General features: G+C 70.4%; 14 protein-coding genes. 10 read left to right on the plus strand and 4 right to left on the minus strand.

The genetic code is table 11. The features are described 5' to 3' along the window. Positions 1-5: 5 nt before the first annotated feature. Together P3T41_RS33245 and P3T41_RS33250 are read right to left on the minus strand one after the other, a co-directional pair. Complete coding sequence (locus tag P3T41_RS33245; protein WP_280694337.1) at positions 6-2,135, minus strand: serine/threonine-protein kinase; 2,130 nt, start codon at positions 2,133-2,135, stop codon at positions 6-8. After that, entirely contained in the window at positions 2,132-4,435 is a 2,304-nt protein-coding gene (locus P3T41_RS33250) for a protein kinase (protein ID WP_280694338.1), read from the minus strand. The genes P3T41_RS33245 and P3T41_RS33250 overlap by 4 nt, the downstream gene beginning before the upstream one ends. A gap of 404 nt (positions 4,436-4,839) precedes the next feature. On the opposite strand from P3T41_RS33250, the gene P3T41_RS33255 reads away from it, so the two are divergent. Continuing rightward, positions 4,840-5,451, plus strand: coding sequence for a hypothetical protein (locus tag P3T41_RS33255; RefSeq protein ID WP_280694339.1), 612 nt, complete (start codon positions 4,840-4,842; stop codon positions 5,449-5,451). Between the two features lie 415 nt (positions 5,452-5,866). Here P3T41_RS33255 and P3T41_RS33260 read toward each other — a convergent pair whose 3' ends face one another. Then, positions 5,867-7,123 (minus strand): YncE family protein, encoded by a 1,257-nt coding sequence (locus P3T41_RS33260; RefSeq protein WP_280694340.1) that lies wholly within the window; start codon positions 7,121-7,123, stop codon positions 5,867-5,869. A 508-nt stretch (positions 7,124-7,631) separates the two neighbouring features. Next, a complete protein-coding gene (locus P3T41_RS33265; RefSeq protein ID WP_280694341.1) occupies positions 7,632-10,745 on the minus strand; it encodes a carbohydrate-binding protein in 3,114 nt (1,037 codons plus the stop codon). 561 nt (positions 10,746-11,306) lie between these two features. Between P3T41_RS33265 and P3T41_RS33270 the strand changes: the two genes are divergently transcribed. The 9 genes from P3T41_RS33270 (at position 11,307) to P3T41_RS33310 (ending at position 23,340) form a co-directional block, all read left to right on the plus strand. Next, positions 11,307-15,140, plus strand: coding sequence for a discoidin domain-containing protein (locus tag P3T41_RS33270; RefSeq protein WP_280694342.1), 3,834 nt, complete (start codon positions 11,307-11,309; stop codon positions 15,138-15,140). Between the two features lie 158 nt (positions 15,141-15,298). Continuing rightward, a complete protein-coding gene (locus tag P3T41_RS33275; protein ID WP_280694343.1) occupies positions 15,299-15,508 on the plus strand; it encodes a hypothetical protein in 210 nt (69 codons plus the stop codon). Positions 15,509-15,906: 398 nt separating this feature from the next. Continuing rightward, positions 15,907-17,124 carry an ROK family protein gene (locus P3T41_RS33280; RefSeq protein ID WP_280694344.1) on the plus strand — a complete coding sequence of 406 codons (1,218 nt, stop codon included), beginning with the start codon at positions 15,907-15,909 and terminating at the stop codon, positions 17,122-17,124. Between the two features lie 403 nt (positions 17,125-17,527). Further along, positions 17,528-18,556: an ABC transporter substrate-binding protein gene (locus P3T41_RS33285; RefSeq protein ID WP_280694345.1), complete on the plus strand. Its 1,029-nt coding sequence runs from the start codon at positions 17,528-17,530 to the stop codon at positions 18,554-18,556. Positions 18,557-18,621: 65 nt separating this feature from the next. Next, positions 18,622-19,575, plus strand: a complete 954-nt coding sequence (locus tag P3T41_RS33290) for a TauD/TfdA family dioxygenase (RefSeq protein WP_280694347.1) — start codon at positions 18,622-18,624, stop codon at positions 19,573-19,575. Between the two features lie 84 nt (positions 19,576-19,659). Further along, positions 19,660-20,589 (plus strand): ABC transporter permease, encoded by a 930-nt coding sequence (locus P3T41_RS33295; RefSeq protein ID WP_280694348.1) that lies wholly within the window; start codon positions 19,660-19,662, stop codon positions 20,587-20,589. 14 nt (positions 20,590-20,603) lie between these two features. Further along, on the plus strand, positions 20,604-21,443 hold the full coding sequence (locus P3T41_RS33300; RefSeq protein WP_280694349.1) for an ABC transporter ATP-binding protein: 840 nt from the start codon (positions 20,604-20,606) through the stop codon (positions 21,441-21,443). Beyond that, positions 21,440-21,940 (plus strand): flavin reductase family protein, encoded by a 501-nt coding sequence (locus P3T41_RS33305; protein WP_280694350.1) that lies wholly within the window; start codon positions 21,440-21,442, stop codon positions 21,938-21,940. The genes P3T41_RS33300 and P3T41_RS33305 overlap by 4 nt, the downstream gene beginning before the upstream one ends. A gap of 38 nt (positions 21,941-21,978) precedes the next feature. Then, positions 21,979-23,340: an LLM class flavin-dependent oxidoreductase gene (locus P3T41_RS33310; protein ID WP_280694351.1), complete on the plus strand. Its 1,362-nt coding sequence runs from the start codon at positions 21,979-21,981 to the stop codon at positions 23,338-23,340. Positions 23,341-23,352: the final 12 nt, after the last annotated feature.

A 23,352-nucleotide genomic window follows, 5' to 3' on the forward strand; every position in this document is an offset into this window, starting at 1 on the left:
GGGCCTCACGTGTTCTGGAGTCGGTATGCCGTCAGATCACTGCCGTAGCCGAGCAGAAGAGTCGAGCCCTGCATCAGCAGGCGGGGATCTCCCTGCTGCCGGGCGAAATTCTGGTGCCACCGGGAAGAGCCGCTGCCCGCGTCGAGCGCCAGCAGGGTGGCACCCCCGGTGGCAGTGGGTGCCGTGACCAGAAAGAGATTCGCGGTGGCGGACTGCACGGTGGCGGTGCCGTGCGCGGACCGCCAGGTCCAGACGGTCCGGCCAGCCCGCAAGGCGAGGCCGGTCACCTCGTTCACCCCGCCGAGTGCAAGTACGCCTGCGGCGCTGGCCTGACCGGTGATGCTGTCGGCGCGGGTTGCGGTCCACAGCCGGGTGCCGTCCGCGGGGGCGAAGCCCGCGAGGGCGATCCGTCCGGCGGAGCCCGACGACGACACGGGCGGCAGGCAAGCCAGCAGGCCCTGCTGGAGCGAGAGCGAGCCGTCGTACGCGGCCAGGGTCATCGTGGCCTCGGGTGAGGGCAGCCCGCTCGGTCGGCTCCAGGACATCGTTCCGTCGCGCGCGTTGAGTGCCGCCACCCGTAGATCGGAAGTGAGCGCGTACAGCAGGCTGCCGCCCGGCGGCGCGTACAGGTCCTGGGCGTCGGCCGTCCACCGCTGCGTGCCGGTCGCGCTGTCGAGCGCGGTGAAGTGCCCGTTGTCGCCTGCAGAGGGGGTCGGGAAATCCAGGACCAGCAGGCCCGCCGAGGCCACGGCTTGGGTGCGGTACGAGTAGCCGAGTGCCGAAGTCGTCCAGCGTGCAGCGCCCTTGACCGCGTCGAAGGCGTGGAGCGCACCTGCGGCGTCGGTCACCAGCAGCAGTTCGGGTAACGGCTGGGAGACGGCCTGTGCGTCGGGTACGGCACTGACCGCGTGCCATAGCCGGGTGCCGCTGCGTGCGTCGTACGCCTGGACGCTGCCGTCCGATCCCACCGTCCAGACCCGGCTGCCGTCACTGGTCGAGAGCGCGCCCTGTGCGTCGGAGGTGCTCCACAACTGCCGTCCCACGGAGCGGTCGTAGCTGACCACGCCGGTGCGGTCGGCGCACACCACCACTTGGGCCGCGCAGGCCAGCGGTATCATCCCGGAGCGGGGTAGCGTCGCCGTCCAGGTGCGACGGGGCAGGTCGCCCGGCTCGGCCGAGCCCTGCCACAGGCCCCAGCCGGTCCCCCCCGCGGCCGCTGTGGCAAGCAGCGTGCCGCCGAGCAGCAGCAGCCGCCGCCGGGTGCCGTTGGGGTCGTCCAGAGCCTGCTGCAGCTCGCGCTCGCGCTGCCGAACGCTGCGCTCGGCCCCGCCCAGCCAGGCGGTGCCGACAGCCGGTCCGTGCCGAAACGCCTCAGTGAGCTCGGCCGGTTGAGGTCGCCCGCCCGGATCCTTGTTCAGGCATCGCACTAGGAGGTCGATCAGCTCCTGCGGTGCTCCGTCCAGATGTGGCGGCTCCTCGGCCGAGCGGTAGAGCAGAACCGCGGCGGGCCCGTCGCCGAAGGGCGGCTCCCCGGTCGCGGCGAACGCCAGCACAGCGCCGAGCGAGAACAGGTCGCTGGCCGGAGTGAGTTCCTTGCCTGCGGCGTGCTCAGGCGACATGAAGCCGGGGGTGCCGATGATCCCGCCCGTCGCGGTCAGCGTCGCGTCCTTGGCCGGCTTGCTGATCCCGAAGTCGATGACCCTGGGTCCGTCGCGGGTGAGCAGGATGTTGGAGGGGTTGAGGTCGCGATGGATGATCCCGACCCGGTGGATCTTGCCAAGTGCTTCGACCAGGCCCGCGCCCAGCACCTGCAACGCGGCACCGTCCATCTTCCCGTGCCGCGCCACAGCCTGCTGCAGTGACGGACCGGCCACGAACTCGGTCGCCAGCCAGGGCAGTTCGGCCTCGGTGTCGGCGTCCACCACGGCCGCCGTGAAGGCCCCGCCCACCAGCCGAGCCACGTTCACCTCCTGGGCGAACCGCCGCCGGAACTCAGTGTCAGCCGCGTACTGCTTCCGCACGGTTTTGACCGCGACCGGGCGACCGCTCTCGGTGATGCCCAGGTGGACGTCGCCCATGCCTCCCGCGCCGAGGCGCCGCAGGATCCGGTAGGGGCCGATGGTCTCGGCGCTCACACACTCACCCGGTAGGCGCGCAGCGTGGTGGAGGAAGCGCAGTAGACCATCTGCCCCGAGGCGGCGGTGGTCCACACGTTCTCGGCGGCGGATCCGCGCGCCATCCAGCGGATCGCACCGTCGGCGGCACTCAGCACGGCCACACCGGAGGCCTGTTGAACGACGGGGACGGCGAAGAACCCGTCGCCCGCAGACGGGGCCCGGAAGGAGGTGCCGGCGCCGGTAGGGGTGGTCGCCGCGACGGTGGTGTGCCACAGTCCCTTGCCGGTCGCGGTGTCCAGGCAGTATGCGGTGCCGAATGCCCCGGCCAGCAGTAGCCTGCCCGTGCCCAGCGCACAGCCCAGGGCGACCTCGGGGACGGTCGGGGAGGTCCAGCGCTGTTTCCCGCTTGCCTCATCCAGGGCGTGGACCGTCTGGCCGTGCACGACGAGCAGCAGGTCGGCGGTCCGCACGAGCCGATAGGGCAGGGTGCCGTTTCCCGACGCGGTGCTGGCGGCCTGCCAAAGGATCTTCCCGGTGGCCAGGTCGACCGCATAGGTGACGCCGTTGTCCTGGTAGTAGCAGCGACCGTCGGCGACCAGGCCCAAGTTGCTGCCGGAGCCGCTCAAAAGTTGTTCCGCGCCGCGTGCTGTATAGACCGCATCCGTCTGGGCGATCGCGTGCCGCCACACGTCACGGCCGGTGCCGAGCTCGACCCCGGTGATCACCCCGCCGCCCTCCTCCACGGTCTGGAAGGCCAACACCACCACCTGGCCCTGAGCGCCGAGCACCCGCAAGCTCATCTGGGCGTACGTCTGCTGCGCAGCGGGGACGGTCGAGCCGAGCGGGCTGCTGTGGTTGGTGCCCGCCGAATCCAGCCACGACAGGGTCTGCAGGTCCGCCGACGGTGCGTACAGTAGGCCGCCTGCCTCCTCGACAGCCTGGAAGTCCGGTGCTGAGGACCAGAGTTGGCGTCCCGTCGACGTGTCGTAGCCGAAGGCGCCCTGTCCCTCCGCCCACCAGGCCACGGTGGGGCCGAGCAGTGAGATTTGCGCCTCCATCAGGCCCGACAGCGACTGGGTCCACACCGGGGCGGGCCCGCCCGGCAGCGGGCTCGGTTGCTTGGCGGCGGCACCCCAGGGGTTCGAGGCCTGCCCCACCGTCGCACGATTGCTCGCCGCCTGCTTGCGCCGCTCGAGCAGCAGCGGTACGCCAACCGCGCTGGCCGCCACCGCGCCGATCCCGGCCCCGAGGCCGAGCAGGCCGCGGCGGGTGAGCGACTGCCACTTGCGCACGGGCAACGCGGGCGGATCAGCGGGCGGCGCGCCCCGGTCGGCCTCAGCCTGCCGCTCCCTGGCGTCGAGGTCGGCGAGCAGCCACGGGCTCAGTACTGCCGCAGGATCGGCTGGGGCCAGTGCGCCCAGCACGGCCATCACGGTGGGCCGCTGTGCGGGGTCCTTGGCCAAACAGGAGGCCACCAGGGAGAGCAGCGAGGCGGGCACTCCGGAGAGGTCTGGCTCCTCGTACACGACCCGGTGGTTGACGTGTGCGGGTTCACCGTCGCCGAACGGCGTGCGGCCGGTGAGTGCGTACACCAGTAGGCAGCCGAGCGAGAACACATCGGCCGCGCCGGTGGTGGCGGAGTCGGCGACGATGCGTTCAGGGGCCACGTAGCCGGGTGTGCCGCACACCATGCCGGTCCGGGTCAGGTGTGCGGCGTCGAAGGCGCGGCTGATCCCGAAGTCGATGACGCGCGGACCGTCCCGCGCGATGAGCACATTGCCCGGTTTAAGATCACGGTGCACCAACCCGGCCGCGTGGATCGCGGCCAACGCCTCGGCGATGGCCGCTCCCAGGGCCCGTGTTCCCGTCTCGCCGAGGGTGCCGAACCGCAGGACAACCTCGCCGAGGTCCGGCGCAGGTAAGTAGGACGTGGCCATCCAGGGCCGGCGACCGCGCGGTTCCGCGTCCACCACGGGTGGCGTGTGAAAGCCGGTCACCCGCCGCGCGGCCTCGACCTCCTGCCGGAAGCGCCGCTGGAACTGCGGGTCCTCGGCGTACTCAGCCCTGACCACCTTCACCGCGAGCAGTCTCAGCCCGGGTGAGCGGGCCAGGTACACCTCCCCCATCCCACCCTCGCCCAACGGCCGCAGCAACTGGTGCGGGCCCACGAACACAGGCTGCTGCGTCCGTATGCCGTCGGTCTTCCTGCCGGCAGCCACCAAGCCTCCCCCGAACGTGTTGCCGTCGTCACAGACGGACACAGTGACACGTACAACTCGTCCGGCGACACCGTTTCGCACAATGGCCTGCCGTCCCACCGACGCCCGGGCACGCTGCTGGATCTCACCCGGGCCGCGAACCGGGTTGGCGCGAGCCGACTGGCACCGTCTGCGGAAAGCGGTCCCGGGGGCCCGCGTGCGGTGCCTCTCCTACTGCGTTGCCGAAGGACCGCAGTGCCGCGTCGCGGTCCGCACTGATGTCCGTGGCGACCGCAGCCACGACCCCATCGGGGTGGTCAGCCTAGTGGTGGCGGCTGGCGACAGTCCGGCCTAGTTACCCAAGAACCATCCCAACGCGGGCACGAAGTCGCCGACGACGTAGGCGGCGTGCGAGCAGGAGGAGGGGAGTCTGAGCCCCCGAGACTGCCCGTACCGGCGTGGCCTGCCGCCCTCAACATTGAGAAGGCCCTGACACGCGGCCACCCATCCGTGAGGATGCCCGTATGGCAGACAGTGCAGAGCTCTTCGGTCTGATCGGCGTGCTCGGGGGAGCCGTATTGGGAGCGGGGGCCACCATGTTCTCGTCAGCACTTCAGACCAGAACGGCGGAACGCATCCGACGACGCTCGCGTGCCGAGGAGGAGATGCGTCGGCTCATCGACTTGCGCAAGAGCACCCGGGAGGCGCTGAAGTACCTGTCGGACGCGGTGGAAGGTCTGGAGTCTGGCCGGCCAGACTCCAGAGACGAGTTCATGGCCGGCTGGCAAGTGGCACGAAACGCCGTCACGGATGCGGCGGACACTTCCACGATCGACGGATTCGGCCTCCCGCAGTCCCCCAGCAGCGAGGAGGCCATGCGCGGGTTGCAGCGCTCACGCCGATGGGGGCGGCCTCGCCGACGCCAGCAGAGCCCACTTCAAGGCCACCCCGGCATCGTCATCTCGCTGGATGCGGCCGGCTTTGCTGTGGGTGAAGCGCTCCGTACCCAGGACCTTGGCACTGCTTTGGTCCAGGAGGACATGCGGCGGCTACGAGAGCTGGTGACTCGTGTGGAAGAGGGTCGCTCGGTAATGCTGGCTACGCTCCTGGACCGGATGGAAGACCTGCAGGACTGACTTAGGAACTCCTCACCATGGATCCGAGCGGACGGGATGGGGTTGACCTCTGGAGGTAGGGCTGATCCACTCGACCTCCTTCCCAACCTGGTTGACCTGGGCAAGGTCGTGAGCAAGGCGGAGACCGAGGAGCGCGCGCTGCAAGTCGTGTCAGTTGGGTGGCTAGGTCGGGGCCGTGGCAGAGTTCAGGGAATTTCCCAGGCGAGGGTGTTCACGAACCTGGCCGAGTCCGGAAGCTCTGCAGTCCTCAAAGCCTGGGTGAACCAGGCCTGCCAGGCCGCCCCCATCTCGACAACGCGGGCCCCTCATAGATCGATTACGGGACAGGCCTTGGTGCTGCTCCGCGTTAGTTCGTGGAGGGGTGTTGGTCAGGCTGGCTCGTCGCCAAGGTAGAGGTAGCAGGCACGCCCCGGCCTCACGGCATTGTGGCGGTGTCGATCTCCTGAATCTGGTTCGAGTCGTGGTCCGAGACGAGCAGGCTCTTCCCGTCCGGGCTGAGAGCGAACTCGCGGGGGAAGGCGCCGGTGGGGATGCGTCCGAGGACGGCCGGCTTCCCCGCGAGCGCGGCCCGGGTGTCAACCACGGTCAGGCCGGTGGTGGCGCCTGCGGTGTGGAACCGGTCGGAGTCCGCGGTGATGACGCGGCTGCCGTCCTGGACCAGGGCGAGGCCGACCGGGGCGGTGCCGACCAGGATGGAGGCCAGCAGGGCGTGTTGTGGGTCGCCGGTGAGCCTGCCGGCGTCGAAGGCCAGCAGGGCGTTGCTGCCCCGCGCGGTGACCCACACAGTTCGCCCGTCCGGTGCGGCGACAACCCGCACCGGCTGGCAGCCCACGGCGACGCTGGCCAGCAGGGCCTTGTCCGGAGTGGACTCCAGGGTGGAGAGGTCGATGACGCTGAGCTCACCGTGCTTGGAGTCCACCGACCCCGTCTGGTCCGGGGCGACCTCGCTGGTGGCGTACAGCCGCCGCCCGTCGGGGGAGATTGCGGTGCCGACCACGGCGTCGCCGAGCGGAAGGTCACCGATGTCCGAGGCCTGGCCGAACCCGGTGCGAACCGCCGTGCGCAGATCGAAGACCTCGATGTCGCCGTGGTGGCCGGTCCCGGCGTCTCCGTACTCCTGGCTGACGAAGGCATAGCGGTCGTCGGGTGAGACAGTGACCTCGATCGCGCTGGTGCCCGCCGTCCCGGTGAGCGTTCCCAGCACGGCCCCCGCTGTGCTGGCCGCGGCCTTGGCCGCATCCACCACGATCGCTCCGCTGCCCGCAGCAATGAGCAGTTCTCTTCCGTCGTGGGTGAGCGCGATCCCGGTGGCTCCCTCCTTACCCAGGCTGGCGGCCGGAAGCGGGACCGTCCGCACGAGTCGGGGCGTGCCGCTGTCAGTGGACAGCACTCCCAGCGCCGACTGCAACACGGTGAAGGCGACGTTTCCCTTCGGGGCGTAGACCAGCCCGAACGGCTGGGCCGGGACGGTCAGACTTGCGCTGTGGACGCCGTTGAGCTGCGGCTGCGCCGGCGCGGGCCCGGACTGGCAGGTCGGTGGTGACACCGACGGCAGCGCCGAACCCGGTGTGGGCGATCGTGAGCTGACGATCCGCTGGCACGCCGAGCCGGTCAGGCCCACGGCCAGCGTCAGCAGGAGTGAGCACAAAAGCCGCTTCCCCGCGAAGTCCATCCTTCTCCTTCCGCCGTTTTCCCGAGCTGCGGTGATCGTGCCGGAGGACCTTGTGGATTCCTTGTGAGCGTGGCCGTATCCGGGCCGGACGGGACGAGAACTCGTCAGAGTCCTTGCCCAGGAAGATGTTGCTCATGAAGTTGTTTTCCTGGAGGCCTTGGAGGGTTCGCGGACTGCAGTCCATCTTGCGCACGTTCTTGGCGTCGATCAACGCCCCGGTCGGGCAGGCCGGCCGCCCAGGCGGCAGCCGCCGCTTGCTGTGCCGGGGCGTACAGCGGGTACGGAGGTGGGACGGGCGGGGCGACCGGAGCCGAGATCAGGTTCCCGTTCGGCGTCACGGGCGGCGGTGTCACGGCCGCCAGGTTCGTCGGTGTGGCTGCGTCGGCGGCTACCGTCGAGCTGGCGACAGCGGCGGTGGCAAGGCCGGCGGTCACCACCAGCTTCGCCGCCAACTGCGAGACCACGGCTTCCGCTTGGGCTCTGCGGTGCCGTGCTGGTCCGGACCGTGCTACTGGTTCCAGATCTGGAACTCGGAGATCTGGCCGGCGGGCCAACCGGTGTTCGCGGTGATGGTGGCCCGCCAGTACTGCTGCGAGGTGGCGGGGAAGGTGATCGTGACGGTGTTGTTGGCCGACGGGGTGAACGTGTAGGCGGCCGACGCCTTCACGGTGTTGAAGGTCACCCCGTCCGTCGAGCCGAGCAGGGACAGCGTCTCGTCGCGCGCGCCCCAGGTGGCGGGCAGTTGGAGCACCACCCGGCTCACCGACTGGGCCGAGCCCAGATCGACCTGGACCCACTGCGGGAGCAGGTTGTTCGCGCTCTCCCAGTACGAGTTCTGGTTGCCGTCGGTCACGTTCGACGACGGATACACGTCCGTGTGCGAGGACTCGGAGGTCGGCCTGCTCGCGGCGAGATTGGTGCTGGTGGTTCCGGTGCCGGACAGCGTCACGGTGGTCGGGGTGTTCGACGCGTTGCCGATGATCGTCAGGGAGCCGCTCCGGGTGCCCGAGGCGCTGGGCGTGAAGCTGACGTCGACCGTGCAGGAGGCGTTCACGGCGATCGAGCTGCCGCAGGTGTTCGTCTGGCTGAAGTCACCGGACGCGGTGACCGAGGAGACCGATGCGGCTGCCGTCCCGGTGTTGGTCACCGTCACCGCCTGCGAGGCGCTGGTGGTGGCCACGGCCTGGCTGCCGAAGGTCAGCGAGGACGGCCTCGTCGTCAGCGTGCCGGTTCCCCCGCCACCGATGGCCGCGAACTGCAGGCTGTTGACGTTCCAGCCGCCGTTGTCCTGGTTGAGGGTCAGCACCTGTTGTCCGGCGGGCAGCGCCACCTGGGTGGTGACGGTGGTCCAGGTCTGCCAGCCGCCGGTGGCGGGGATGTCGACGTTGCCGCTGAGGTTGGTTCCCGACGCGTCGGACAGGTGCAGGGCGTCGGTCACGGCGGCGGGAGCGGCGACCCGCAGGCTGACCGTGTACGTCCCGGCGGTGGCGACGTCGACGGTGTAGCGGAACCACTGGCCGCTCGTGGTCCAGCCGACGTCGTAGCCGCCGCCGGTGTCCGAGGTCGTCTCCAGGTCGACGCCGTCGGCCCGGTAGCTGTTGGCGTTGCCGTTGACGGACGTGGCGTTGTAGCCGACGCCTTGGCCGCCGGTGTCGTAGTTCTCCGCCTGGACGAGGCCGGGGACGGCGGCGGCGCTGCCGCCGTACGGTCCCTCCGGGCTGCCACCCTGCCAGCTGTTGCCGCTCGCTGTCGCGGTGAAACCGCTGGAGTTGCTGAGGAACGGCGACATCCCCGAGCCCAGGCCGGTGACGGTGTTGCCGGTGATGGCGGCCGATCCGGTGGGCGCGGGGTAGAACGGCGGTGCGATCACGATGCCGTTGCGCCAGGGCGAGGTGACGGTGTTGTTCTGCAGGAGCGTGTTCGTGGACGTGGAGAAGCCGACGCCGTCGTACAGCGCGTTGACGACCGTGTTGTTGGTGGCGGTGACGTGGTCGACGACACCGACGTTCTGACCGTCGCCGCCGTTGCCGATCTGTAGGGCCGGCTGGCCCTGGCCGTAGCCGTTGCCGCCGGATCGGACGATGACGTTGCCGTTGACCGTGGCGGTGAGCAGGTCGTTGCCGTTGACGCCGAAGCGCCCGGCGCCCAGGCCGATGTAGCGGGCGGTGTCGGCGATGTAGTTGAACTCGACGTCCTGGTTGCTTCCGCCGTAGATGCCGATGCCCTTGCCGCCCCACGGCGCGATGACGGTGTTGTGCGTCATCGTGATGTGCGACATGGGTGTGTAGTAGGTCTTGTCACCGCTTGAGTCGGTGTTGTAGTTGACCGAGTTGATGGCCATTCCGTCGTCACCGGTGCTTCGGACGAAGTTGTTCGTCGCGGTCAGGTTGTTGCCGACGGAGTTGTTCAGCGACACGTTGTTGAGGTTGATGCCGTCGGCCCAGATCGCGGTGAGGCGGCTGTTCTCGACCGTGCCGCCGGTGCCCGACGCCCAGAAGCCGGACTCGGTGTGCTGGCTCCAGATGTCGTTGGCGACCCAGTTGGTGCCGGAGGTGTCCATCGCTCCGCCGCCGCCGTCGACCGTGGCCCGACTGGTGGCGTCGGAGTCCAGGTGGAAGTCCTGGACGGTGCACGAGGTCAGCTCGAAGAGTGCTGCCAGAGCGACGTTGTTGGGCAGCGGGACGTCCCGGTAGATCGTGCTGTACCACGGGCCCGCGCCGGCGATGGTGATGCCCTGGGCGCGCAGACCCGTCGTGCCCTTCAGGTAGAAGGTGCCGGCGGGGATCCAGAGGACCTTGTTCTGTGACTGGGCCTGGTTGATGCAGTTCTGGATGGCCGCGGTGCTGTCGACGGCACCGCTGTCGGCGGAACCGTTCGTCGGGGTGTTGTCCGCCACCGCGCCGCAGCTGGTGATGGAGATCGAGTTGGCCGGTTGTGCCAGCGGCGGCGGCGGGTTCTCCACGTCGATGACGTCGATGTAGTAGAACGCGGCCGTGTTCGCGGCGTCCTTCTGCAACGTCAGGGTGCTGCCGGGGGCGATCGGTGCGCCGGTGAGGAAGGTGTGGGACTCGTCGAAGTACTGCCGCGGGTTGCCGTCGGCCGGATTCTGGCTGCTGCCGTTGTAGTTGCCGCTGTTCTCGTAGAACCAGCTCTGCTTCGAGTTGAGGTTCAGCGCCTGCCGGAACGTGCCGTCGACGTAGAGGTCGAGCGTCGCGGTGCTGCCACCGCCGGTCGGGGAGTCCGGGATGCTCACGCGGAGGTTGACCGCGCTGATCGGCGCGCCGGTGGTGTTCGTCCACTGGACGCTCTGCCCGGTGCCGGTGAGCTGGACGTACGCGTGGCCGGAGGCCTCCACGGCCGCGCTCGAGTACTGCGTGGTCGGCGCCGAGGTCAACGACACGACGCTGGCACCCCCGGCGAGCGTGCCGGCCTCGCCCTCGAAGCTGGTGAACGGCACCGTCGCCCCGACGCCGGCGGCCGCTGCGGTCGGCGCCGTTGCCCCAACGCCGGCGGCCGCCGCGGTCGGCGTTGTGGCGAACGCGGCAAGCGTGCAGCCGGTGAGCACCGCCGCGACGGCCGCACTCATCCAGCGGCGTGCGGCGAGGTGCGGTGTGCGTCTCATCGAGGGTCCTCCCTGGTCGGGCACACTCGGGCGGCACTCAGCGTGCTGGGAGGAACGTAACCTGACGGATACTCATGAGCAATAGGTCGATGCGGCTCTGCAAATACACGACTCAAACGCAAAACTCTGCGATGGCGGGGTGCGGCGAGCTGTACGAGGCCGCCGAACTGGACGGCGCGGGCGTGCTGCGCAGGATCTGGCACGTCACCATTCCGCGGCGGCACGACCGGGCCCTGGCTCGCCCCGTGGGAACTGCCCAACACCATCACCTGCAACGACCGCCCGCCCGTCGTACCCCCGGCCGCCCCCACTCCCTGGCCGTAGCCCCACCCCGGGCCCGACGCGGGGCCAAGAGATTTCGTAGCAAGGAAGGGATCTTGCAGTCTTTGTTAGATGTCTTGCGACAGCTGGTCGGAAACCATACGCTCCGCACGGACTAGGGGTGTCTGCCCCGTCGGCCGGTCGCCCCTGGCCGCCTCACCGCTCAGCTCCCACCCCCCACCCGTGAGGGAGACCATGTCGTCCACCACACGTTCGACAGCGAGAGGCCGCGCAGCCTCGATGGCTCTGCTCGCCCTGCTGCTGGCGCTGCTGCCGCTGCTCCAGCCGGACCGTGCCAGCGCGGCCGGCAGCAACCTGGCGCTGGGCAAGACCATGAGCGAGTCCAGCCACACCCAGAACTACGTCGCGTCCAACGCCAACGACGGTGACGCGAACAGCTACTGGGAGTCCGCCAACAACGCCTTCCCGCAGTGGCTGCAGGTCGACCTCGGCGCCTCGGTCGCGGTGAACCAGGTGGTGCTCAAGCTGCCGCCGTCCACCGCGTGGAACGCCCGCACCCAGACTCTGGCCGTTCAGGGCAGCACCGACGGCAGCGCGTTCACCGACCTGGTGGCCTCGGCCGGCTACACCTTCGATCCGGCCACCGGGAACACCGTCACCATCAACTTCGGCCAGGCCACCACCCGTTACGTCCGGCTGAACGTCACCGCCAACACCGGCTGGCCGGCCGCCCAGGTCTCCGAGTTCGAGGTCTACGGCCCGACCGGTGGCGCCCAGCCGCCGGCGGCGCCCACCAACCTCGCCTACACCCAGAGCTCCAGCGGCGCGGTCACCCTGACGTGGACCGCCTCCACCAGCACGGGCGTGGCCGGCTACGACATCTACGCCAACAACGCGCTGCTCACCTCGGTGCCGGCAAGTGCGACCAGTTACACCGACAACCCGGCCACCACCGCCACCGTGACCTACTTCGTCCGGGCCAAGGACGCGGCGGGCAACCAGTCGGCCAACAGCAACAGCGTCACCCGCACCGGCTCGCAGGCCACCGCGCCGACCGCGCCGAGCAACCTCGCCTACACCCAGCCGGCCTCCGGCCAGGTCGCGCTGACCTGGTCGGCCTCCTCCGACGCGGTCGGGGTGACCGGCTACAACGTCTACCGCAACAACACCAAGACCGCCTCGGTCAGCGGCAGCACGCTGAGCTACACCGACTCGGTCGCGGACAACCTGACGGTCTCCTACTACGTGACCGCGACCAACGCGGCGGGCCTGGAGTCCACGCAGTCCAACACTGTCACCCGCACCGGCTCGGGCGGCTCCGCGACCAACCTGGCGCTGCACAAGCCGATCGACGGCACCGCCTACACCTACGTCTACGCGCCGGTCAACGCGAACGACGGGGACACCACCACCTACTTCGAAGGCTCCTCCTACCCCTCGCAGTTGACCGTCCACCTGGGCGCCAACGCCGACCTCAGCTCGATCAAGGTCAAGCTGAACCCGGCTTCGGTCTGGTCGGCGCGGACCCAGACCATCGCGGTGCTCGGCCGTGAGCAGAGTTCCTCGTCCTTCACCACCCTGGTCGCGGCCCAGTCCTACTCCTTCGACCCGAGCGCCAACCAGAACACCGTCACCATCCCGGTGGCCGGCCGGGTGGCCGACGTCGAACTCTCCATCACCAGCAACAGCGGTGCGCCCGGCGGCCAGGCCGCCGAGTTCGAGGTCTACGGCACTCCGGCGCCCAACCCCGACCTGACCGTCACCTCCAGTTCCTGGAGCCCGGCCTCCCCGGTGGAGACCGACTCGATCACCACCTCGGCCGTGGTGAAGAACGGCGGTACCGCGGCCTCGGTCGCCACCGACGTCAACTTCTACCTGGGCACCACCAAGGTCGGCTCCACCACCGTCGGCGCGCTGGCCCCCGGGGCCACCCAGACGGTCTCCGCCACGATCGGCACCCAGACCGCCGGCAGCTACCAACTCACCACCAAGGTCGACGAGTCGAAGAAGAACATCAACCTGACCGCCGACCAGAGCTACACCAACCCGACCAGCCTGCAGGTCGCCCCGGTGCAGTCCGCCGACCTGGTCGGCACCCTCAACTGGACCCCGAGCACCCCGGCGGCCGGCAACTCCGTCAACTTCACCGTCACGGTGAAGAACCAGGGCACCATCGCCACCACCGCGGCCAGCCACGGCATCACGCTGACGCTGCTCGACTCCTCCGGTGCGACGGTCAGCACGCTCACCGGCTCGGTCAGCGGGGCGATCGCGGCCGGCGCCACCGCGGCCCCGGTCGGCCTCGGCTCCTGGACGGCGGTCAACGGCAAGTTCACCGCGCACCTGGTGCTCGCCGCCGACCCCAACGAGCTGCCGGTCAAGCAGCCGCACCTGACCAGCGACACCGCGGTGTTCGTCGGCCAGGGCGCCAACATGCCCTACGACTCCTACAAGTCCACCGACGGCACGCTCGGCGGCTCGGCCGGCGTCGTGGGCCCCAACCGCACGATCGGCGACATCGCCGGCGAGGCCACCCAGCGCATGGCCGTGACCCTGAACAACTCGGGTGACTCGGTCAGTTGGACCTCGCGGGAGGCCAGCAACACCTTCGTGCTGCGCTACTCGATCCCGGACGCGGCGGGCGGTGGTGGCATCAACGCCACCCTGGACCTGTACGCCAACGGGCAGTTGGTGCAGCCGCTCAACCTGAGCTCGCACTACGCCTGGCTGTACGGCGCGGAGACCAGCCCCGGCAAGAGCCCCAGCGCCGGCGGGCCCCGGCACATCTACGACGAGTCCAGCTTCCTGCTGAACCAGTCGTACCCGCAGGGCACCGTCTTCACCCTGAAGAAGGACGCCGCCAACACCTCGCAGTACGCGATCGACTTCATGAACCTGGAGCAGGCCACCCAGGTGGCCAACCCGGACCCGGCCCACCTGGTCGTCCCGGGCGGCTTCACCCAGCAGGACGTGCAGGCCGCGCTGGACAAGGTGCGGATGGACACCACCGGCACCTGGACCGGGGTCTACCTCCCGGCCGGCCAGTACCCGGTCTCCGGCCGCCTGCTGGTCTACGGCAAGGCGGTCAAGGTGGTCGGCGCCGGCGTCTGGTACGCCCAGTTCGTCGCGCCGCAGAACCAGACCGACACCGACACCGGCTGGGACCTGCAGAGCGGCGCCTCCGGCTCGACCTTCACCGGCTTCGCCTGGTTCGGCAACTACAACACCCGCCAGGACGGACCCGGCCACACCTGGGACCTGCGCAACCAGTCCAACATCACCATCGACAACGTGTGGATCGAGCACAACGTGGTCGGTGTCTGGGGTTCGTCGAACGTGCAGAACTCCACGTTCACGAACATGCGCATCCGCGACACCATGGCCGACGGGATCAACCTCACCAACGGCAGCCAGGGCAACCTGATCTCCAACGACGAGGCCCGCAGCACCGGTGACGACAGCTTCGCGCTGTTCGCCGCACAGGACCAGAACGCGGGCGCCAAGGAGGAGAACAACACCATCCAGAACGTCACCGCGATGACCCCGTGGCGGGCGGCCGGCGTGGCGGTCTACGGCGGCGGCGGCAACACCGTGCAGAACTTCACCGTCTCCGACACGCTCTGCTACTCGGGTCTGACCATCTCCTCGCTGAACTTCGGCTACGCCTTCGAGGGCTTCGAGTCCACCCCGCAGACCGTCATCCGCAACTTCACCCTGGCCCGGGACGGCGGCCACTTCTGGGGCAGCCAGGTGTTCGGCGCGATCTGGGCCTTCTCGGCCACCCAGCCGTTCCAGGGCATCAGGGTCAGCGACGCGACCATCACCGACCCCACCTACAGCGGCATCATGTTCCAGACCGACTACTCCGGCGGCACCGCCCTCAACCCGGTGACGGACACCGTCTTCACCAACACCACCATCACCGGAGCGCACGCGTACAACGACGCCTACGGCACCGGGAAGTCCGGCTTCGGCATCTGGGCCAACCCGCTGCCCGAGCCGGGCCAGGGCCCGGCGGTCGGTTCGGTCACCTTCAACCACCTGGTGGAGAACAACGACGACGTGAACATCCAGAACACCACGTCCACGTTCGCCATCACCGTCAACCCGTAGCCTGACAGTACGTCACATCGCCGGCGCGGACCCCGACACGCACCCTGGGGCCCGCGCCGGCTCGTCGGGGCGCTGGCTCGGTGTTTAATCCCGGCGATCATGGCGGAACGCCGCGTATGGTCGTGAACCTCCCGATGGCGAAAGGAGGTTCACCGTCCATGGGGCTGTTCAAGGACACGCCGCCCAGCGAGCATCCGGACTTCACGCAACTGCGGTTCATGGCGGCCGGGTCACCGTCGTGGTGGAAGCAGAACCGGCACAGGGTCCTCGCGATCGCAGGTCTCCTCGGCGGGCTCTGGCTCGCCGGACACCATGACGCCACCCCCAAGACATGCGCTCCAGCCAGCATCTCCAGCAGCGCTCACTGATCCCGAAGGAGGCCCGGTCCCGCGGAGCACCGCGTGACCGGGCTGGGGTAGAGCCTCAAGTCCGCGCGGCACAGCGGCGGCTGATCGGCGTCTTCACGGAACCACGGGCAGAACCGAAGTCGCGGATTCTCATCACGTTGCCGGCCAGGCGCCACGGAAGGCAGGAGTCGAGCGCCCACTGCCGCGCACCGCGCCGCGGCGCCGCCGACCTGGCTTCGCAGGACTGCCATGCGTCTGTAACGTCCAGCCATTGACCGAGTGGCGTCGCCTTGCCACGATCTGCGCATGACCTCCGCGACCTGTCCTCGCCGCCGGTAGCCCCACAGTGGGCCGCCGTCACCGACGCCACTGAACCGTCCCCGGCTCCGCCCCGGGGTTCCCTGGAGCGAGGACCTCCGATGCCTCTCGCGCTCGTCGCCGAGCCCACGCCGCCCCCTGCCGCCGACAAGCCCGACGGAGCGACCGCCGTGCTCAAAGTGGCCTTGGACCACGGGCCGGTGGCCCGCGCCGAGATCAGCCGGGCGACCGGGCTCAGTCCGGCCGCGGTCTCCCGGCACACCACCGACCTGCTCGCGCTGGGCCTGGTCCGCGAGCCGCCGCTGCCGAAGGCCGCGCCCCGGCCCGGCCGCCCGCGGATCCCGCTGGACATCGACACCGGACAGCATCTCGCCGCCGGGGTCCACATCGCGGTTCGCCACCTGACCTTCTCCCTCACCGACCTGCGCGGGCGGGTGGTCGCACAGGAGCAGGTCGCTCGCAGCACCTCGTGCGGCCCGTCCTCCGACGGGCTCCAGGACCTGCGGGCCATCGCCGGTCGGCTGCCCGACTTCCTGCGCCGGCACGTCGGCGGGCGCTCGGTGCTCGGCCTGGGCGCGGTCACCGGCGGCTGGGTCGACCCGGACCTGGGGACCGTGGTGGAGAACACCGCCCTCGGGTGGCGGGACGTCCCGCTGCGCCGGGCGTTGCAGCAGGCCACCCGGCTGCCGGTGCACGTGGAGAGCCACGCCCGAGCCCTGGCTCGCGCCGAGGTGCTGTTCGGGGCCGCGCGCAGCGACGACCTGGTCCACCTCTTCGTGGGCAACGTCGTCGACGCGGCCATCGTGGCGGGCGCCACGCTGCTGCGCGGTCGTCGCAACGGGGCCGGCGGCATCGCCCACCTGCCGGTGCCGGGGTCCGAGTTGCGCTGCCCGTGCGGTGCGGTGGGGTGCCTCCAGGCCACGGTCTCCGATCGCGCGTTCGCGGTGCGGGCTGTCTCCGAAGGCGTCATCGCGCGCCCGGACCTCAGGCTGCTGCTCGACGCGGCCCGGGCCGGCGACACGCGAGCGCTGGAACTCTGCCGGACCCGGCTGCGTCTGGTCGCCACCGCCGTGACCCTGCTGCTGGACATGATGGGCCCGCAGGTTCTGGTGGTCACGGAGGCTGTCACCGTGCACCTTCCGGAGCTCTTCCCCGTCCTGCGCGAGGAGGTCGCCGCCCGCGGCCCACGGGCGGGCGGGGAGTTGGTCCGCCCCAGCTCGTTCGGCAAGGACGTGTTGGCGGTCGCGGCCGGCGCGCCGGTGCTGGCCGCCGTCTACCAGGACCCGCTCGGGCTGCGCACCGCGGGGAGCTCGCGGTGAGGGACATTACTTCCGGACCGTCACAAATCGTTGCCCAGCGGAAGCCGCCCCGACAGACTGTTCGCATGGACGCACAGCGCAAGGCGACGATCCGGGAAGCCGCCGACCGGCACCCCGTGAACGCCTTCCGCGTGCACCACTTCGCCGGGCTGGGCTGTTAGGCGACCTCCCGGGCGCGGCTTCCCGTGACCACACCGGGGCGCTGAAGCCAGTTCGCCTTCACCTGGTTTCACTGGCCTCCACCCTGCTCCACCCGCCTCCACCCGCCGCGACCGGCGCGAGCGCTTCGGCGCTGCCGACCCGCCGCGGGTCGCCCCCCTGCCCTGGTGCGCCTGCCGGCCCGCTGCCCCGCGCCGTGTCCGCAGCGATCGCCATGCCCGTCGCACCCCTCCCGAGGAGCCGCATGAGACCCCGAGCAATCCGCAGCGTCGTCCGCCCGCCGGCCCTGGCCGCCCTGCTGTCGTTGGTGGCCGCCTGCGCCACCGGCGCAGGCGCCGATACGTCCTCGGGCGCCGCCGGATCAGGGCAGATCACCTTGCACGTCGGCGATCAGGGCAAGTACCTGCAGACCCTGCTGGAGACCTCCGGTCAACTTCAGGGCCTGGGCTACCACGTGGTCTTCGACCAGTTCAACAGCGGTCCGTTGGTCAACCAGGCCTTCGTCGCCGGAGCGGTCGACTTCGGCGTGATGGGCGACACCCCGGCCATCTACGCGGCGGCCGCGGGCGTCCCGGTGGATGTGGTCGCCGCCAGCCACACCGTGGGACCCGGCTATACCCTGGTCGCCCGACCCGGCTCCGGAGTCCGCAGCCTCGCCGACCTCAAGGGACACAAGGTCGCCTACTCCAAGGGCACCGCCAACCAGGGCTTCCTGATCCAGGCACTGGCCACGGTGGACCTCGAACAGCAGGACGTCACTCCGGTGGACGTGCCGCTGCAGAACATCGGCGAGGTGCTGGAGTCCGGCACCGTGGACGCCGCCACGGCCTCGCCCCAGGACCTGATCACCTACACCCGGGCGCACTCCGGCGCGGTCTCGCTGATCAACGGTCAGAACGTCTCCTCCGGCTACACCTTCTGGTTGGCGACCCGCAAGGCACTGGGCGACCCGGCGCGCCGCACGGCGCTGCTGGACTTCGTCGGACGGATCGTCAAGGCCAACAGCTGGAACGTCGCCCACCCGGACGCGTGGATCGACGCCTACTACGTCAAGGTCAACAAGCAGACGCCCGACGTCGGCAAGCTCATCTGGCAGGCCTCCGGGGAGACGAGGTTCGCCCCGGTGGACGGACAGGTCGTCAGTGCCCAGCAGCGCCAGGCGAGCCTCTTCCTGGCCAACGGCCAGCTCCCCAAGAACGTGGACGTCTCCGGCGAGTTCCCCGCCGACGTGCAGGGTGCCTTCAACGCCGTGGTCGCCGCCGAGCAGAACTGACCCTCCGTCAATCCCTCTGCGGCATCAGCACATTCGTATCGTCAGCCATAGTGAAGGGAATCATCATGAGCACCCCCGCCCTCTCCGTGCGCCAGGTCGCCGGACACATCGGCGCCGACATCGACGGCGTCGACCTGTCCCGGCCGCTGTCCACCGACGCCGTGCAGCAGATCAAGGAGGCGCTGCACCGGCACAAGGTGGTCTTCTTCCGGGGCCAGAGCCTGGATCACACCGCGCAGATCGCCTTCGCCCGCCAGTTCGGCGAGCTCACCTACGCCCACCCGCACGACGACACCCCGCCGGAGGACCACCCGGAGATCTTCACCGTCGACCCGCGCCGCTTCGAGGAACGCTACGGTGCCGGCTTCATCGATGAGTACCGCAAGCGCCAGTACAGCTACTTCGACGGCTGGCACACCGACGTCACGGCCGCGGTGAACCCGCCCGCGGGATCGATCCTGCGCGCGGAGACCGCCCCCGAGATCGGCGGGGACACCCAGTGGACCAACCTGGTGGCGGCCTACCAGGGCCTGTCCGCCCCGCTCCGGGCCTTCGTGGACACGCTGCGGGCCGAGCACCGCTACGGCGGCGGCCGCGCCGTCGAGCGCGGCACCGAGTACGCCAGGCGCATCGACGGCAACCTGCTGGTCGCCGTCCACCCCGTGGTGCGGGTGCACCCGGAGACCGGTGAGCGGGCCCTGTTCGTCAACCCCGGCTTCACCAGCCACATCGTCGACGTAACGGCGACCGAGAGCCGGCGGATCCTGGAACTGCTCTACGCGGAGATCACCCGGCCCGAGTACACCGTCCGTTTCCGCTGGGAGGCCGGGCACGTCGCCTTCTGGGACAACCGGGCCACCGCCCACCTGGCCCCGCGCGACCTCGCGCACCTGGACGTGGCGCGCACGCTGCACCGGGTCACCCTGATCGGCGAGGTGCCGGTGGGCCCGGACGGGCGGGAGTCCGAACTGGTCCACGGCCGCCCGTTCACCGCCGACCGCGCGGTCAGCGCGGTCTGACCCCGCTCGCCCGGTGGCCCGCCCGCTCGCACCGTCTCACTCCGGGGGGCGGGTGGACCACCAGCAGAGGAAAGGATGCCGCCCATGGCGAGCACCGACGCGATCGCCGGCACGGCGCGCACCATCGAGAAACCCCCCGGTGGCCCGGCACGGACAGTCGTGGACCGCCGGCCCGTGGACCCGTTGCCGTCCCCGCCGCCGTCCCCCCTGGTGGACGCTGCGGCAGTGAGCCGTTCGCGCCGGCCGCGGATCCCGCTGCCGCGCCCGCTGCGGCGGTTGGCCGGACCGCTGTTGCTCCTGCTGATCTGGCAACTGCTCGGCAGCCTCGGCGAGATCGACCCGCGGATCCTCGCCACACCCGGTCAGGTGCTGGCTGCGGGCTGGGAGTTGACCCGCAACGGGGAGCTGGCGAGCAACCTGTTCGCCTCGCTGCAACGGGTCGCGGAGGGACTGCTGTTCGGGGTGACCGCCGGCGTCGTCCTGGCGGTGGCCGCAGGGCTGTTCCGACTGGGTGAGGAACTCGTCGACTCCACCATGCAGGTCCTGCGGGCGCTGCCGGCCCTGGGACTGCTGCCGCTGGTGATCATCTGGTTCGGCGTCGGCGAGGAGCCCAAGGTCGCGCTGGTCGTCTTCGCCACCGTCTTCCCCGTCTACATCAACACCTACGCCGGCATCAGGGGGGTGGAGAGCCGCCTGGTGGAGTCCGCCCGAGTGCTCGGCCTAGGCCGAGCGGGCCTGATCCGCCACGTCATCCTGCCCGGTGCCGTCCCCGGCTTCCTGGTCGGCCTGCGGTTCGCCCTGACCAGCGCCTGGCTGGTGATCATCATCGCGGAGCAGCTCAACGCCACCAGTGGCATCGGGTACCTGATGAACCAGGCCCAGGCCTGGTACCGCACCGACATCATCGTGCTCGGTCTGCTGATCTACGGCCTGCTGGGCCTCGGCGCCGATGCCCTGGTCCGCCTGCTGGAACGCCGCCTGCTCCGTTGGCGGCGCGGATTCGACGGCACCTGAAGGGAGCCGGACCCATGACCACCACCATCGCCAAGTCCACCGCCGCCAGCGGTGCGGCGGCCGCTGAGGCGGCTGCCGAGGCCGCTGCTGCGGGGGCCGCTGCGGCCGCCGGCGGGGCCGGCATCCCGCCCGACACCGCCGTCCTGGCCACGGGCCTGCACCGGTTCTTCGAGGGCCGCGAGGTGCTTGCGGGAGTGGACCTGCGGATCCGCCGCGGCGAGTTCCTGGCCCTGCTGGGGCGCAGCGGCTCCGGCAAGAGCACGCTGCTGCGCGCCATGGCCGGGCTCGACCCGGACTACCAGGGGCGGTTGCTGGTGCCACAGCGCCGGTCCGTCGTCTTCCAGGACCCGAGGCTTCAGCCCTGGAAGCGGGTGCTGGACAACGTCGTGCTGGGCCTGCCCGGCCCGCGCGCCGGTGCTCGGGCCCGGGGGCTCGCGGCGCTGGAGGAGGTCGGTCTGGGTCAGCGCGCCGGTGCCTGGCCGGTCACCCTGTCCGGCGGCGAGGCGCAGCGCGCGGCGCTCGCGCGAGCGCTCGTCCGTGCACCCGAACTGCTGTTGCTGGACGAGCCGTTCGGCGCGCTGGACGCGCTCACCCGGATCCGGATGCACAGCCTGCTGCGGGAGCTGTGCCACCGGCACCGGCCCGCCGTGCTGCTGGTGACCCACGACGTCGACGAGGCCATCCTGCTCGCCGACCGCGTCGTGGTCCTCACCGACGGGCGGCTGGGCCCCGGCCGTGAGGTCCGGCTGCCCGAGCCCCGGCCCCGCAACCACCCGGATTTCGCCGCACTGCGCACCGCCCTGCTGACCGAGCTGGGTGTGGCGCACGACCCCGACGAGGTGGACACCCCGTGACCGACGTCCTGCCCGCACAGAGCGCCCGAATCTCACCCGACCGGTTCAGACAGGCCTTTCGCCGGCATCCGGCGGGCGTCGTCGTGGTCACGGTGGACGCCGGGCGCGGTCCGGTCGGCTTCACCGCGACCTCGCTCAGCTCGCTCTCCCTCGATCCGCCGCTGGTCTCCTTCGGCATCGCGGTGACCTCGTCGTGCTGGCCGCACGTCCGCGACGCCGGGACGGCGGTGATCAACCTCCTCGGAGCTGAACAGGAGGCACTGGCAAGGCGGTTCGCCACCAGCGGGATCAACCGTTTCGCCGAGCCGACCTGCTGGCACCGGCTGGCCGGTGGCGAGCCTGCCCTCGACGGGACGGCCGGCCTGCTCACGATCCGCATCGAGCGGCTGGTGGCCGCCGGCGACCACCGCCTGGTCCTCGCCCGGGTCGAGGAGGCCTGGCTGCCGGACGGCCACCGGCCGCTGGTCCACCACGACGGCCGCTACCACTCGATCTGACGGAACCACCCATCAACGACGCGATTCGGAGCAGAACCATGACCACGGCCGACCGCCGGCTTCACTTCAACCTGTTCATCCTCGACACGGGTCACCACGAGGCGTCCTGGCGCCTGCCGCAGTCCGACCCGCTGGCTCACATCGATCTCGCGTACCACCAGAAGCTGGCCCGGATCGCCGAAGCGGCGACCTTCGACTCGGTCTTCCTCGCCGACAGTCCGGCGCTCTGGGGAGACCCGGGTCAGCGGCCCAGCGGCCGGCTCGAGCCGACCCTGCTGCTGGCGGCGCTGGCCGGCGCGACCAGCCGGATCGGCCTGATCGCCACCGCTTCCACCAGCTACAACGAGCCCTACAACCTCGCCCGCAGATTCGCCTCGCTGGACCACATCTCGGGCGGCCGGGCCGGCTGGAACATCGTCACCACGGCCGGCGACGTCGCCGCCCGCAACTTCGGGCTCGACGCACAGCCGGCGCACGCCGAACGCTACGAGCGTGCGGCGGAGTTCATCGAGGTGTCGACCCGGCTGTGGGACAGCTGGCAGGACGACGCGGTCGTGGCCGACAAGGAGCGCGGCGTGCACGCGGAGGCGGACCGGGTCCGCCCGATCGGCCACGCGGGCCCGTACTTCCGGGTGGACGGCGCGCTGAACGTTCCCCGCTCGCCGCAGGGCTACCCGCTCCTGGTGCAGGCAGGGTCGAGCGAGGACGGCAAGGACTTCGCCGCGCGCTATGCCGAGGCGGTCTTCACCGCGCAGCCGACCCTGGAGGAGGGGCAGGCGTTCTACGCGGACGTGAAGCGCCGCGCCGCCGCGGTCGGTCGTGACCCTGACCATCTGAAGATCCTGCCCGGCATCGTGCCGGTGATCGGGGACACCGCCGCCGAGGCAAAGGAGTTGGAGGAGGAACTGGACCGCCTGATCCGGCCTGAGTTCGCGCAGCGCCAGCTCGCCGGGCTGCTGGGGATCGAGCCCGAGCGGCTCGCCCTGGACGAGCAACTGCCTGCGGACCTGCCCGAGGAGGATGTGATCGAGGGTGCCAAGAGCCGCTACACGTTGATCGTCGAGCTGGCCCGGCGTGAGCGGCTGACCGCTCGTCAGCTGATCGGGCGGCTCGGCGGCGGTCGTGGGCACCGTACTTTCGCCGGCACGGCCGTGCAGGTGGCGGACACCATCGAGCAGTGGTTCCGGCAGGGCGCGGCGGACGGGTTCAACATCATGCCCGCCGTCCTGCCCGACGGGTTGGAGGTGTTCGCGGACCGGGTGGTCCCGATCCTGCGTGAACGCGGCCTGTTCCGCACCGCCTACACCGGTACCACGTTGCGCGAGCACTACGGTCTGCCCCGCCCGATCAACCAGTTCGGCGTCCCCACTGCCGTGCGCGACCTGGTGGCGACGCGCTGAGGCCGCCGCACC

The organism is Kitasatospora sp. GAS204B (assembly GCF_029892155.1).
Classification (GTDB): Bacteria; Actinomycetota; Actinomycetes; order Streptomycetales; family Streptomycetaceae; genus Kitasatospora.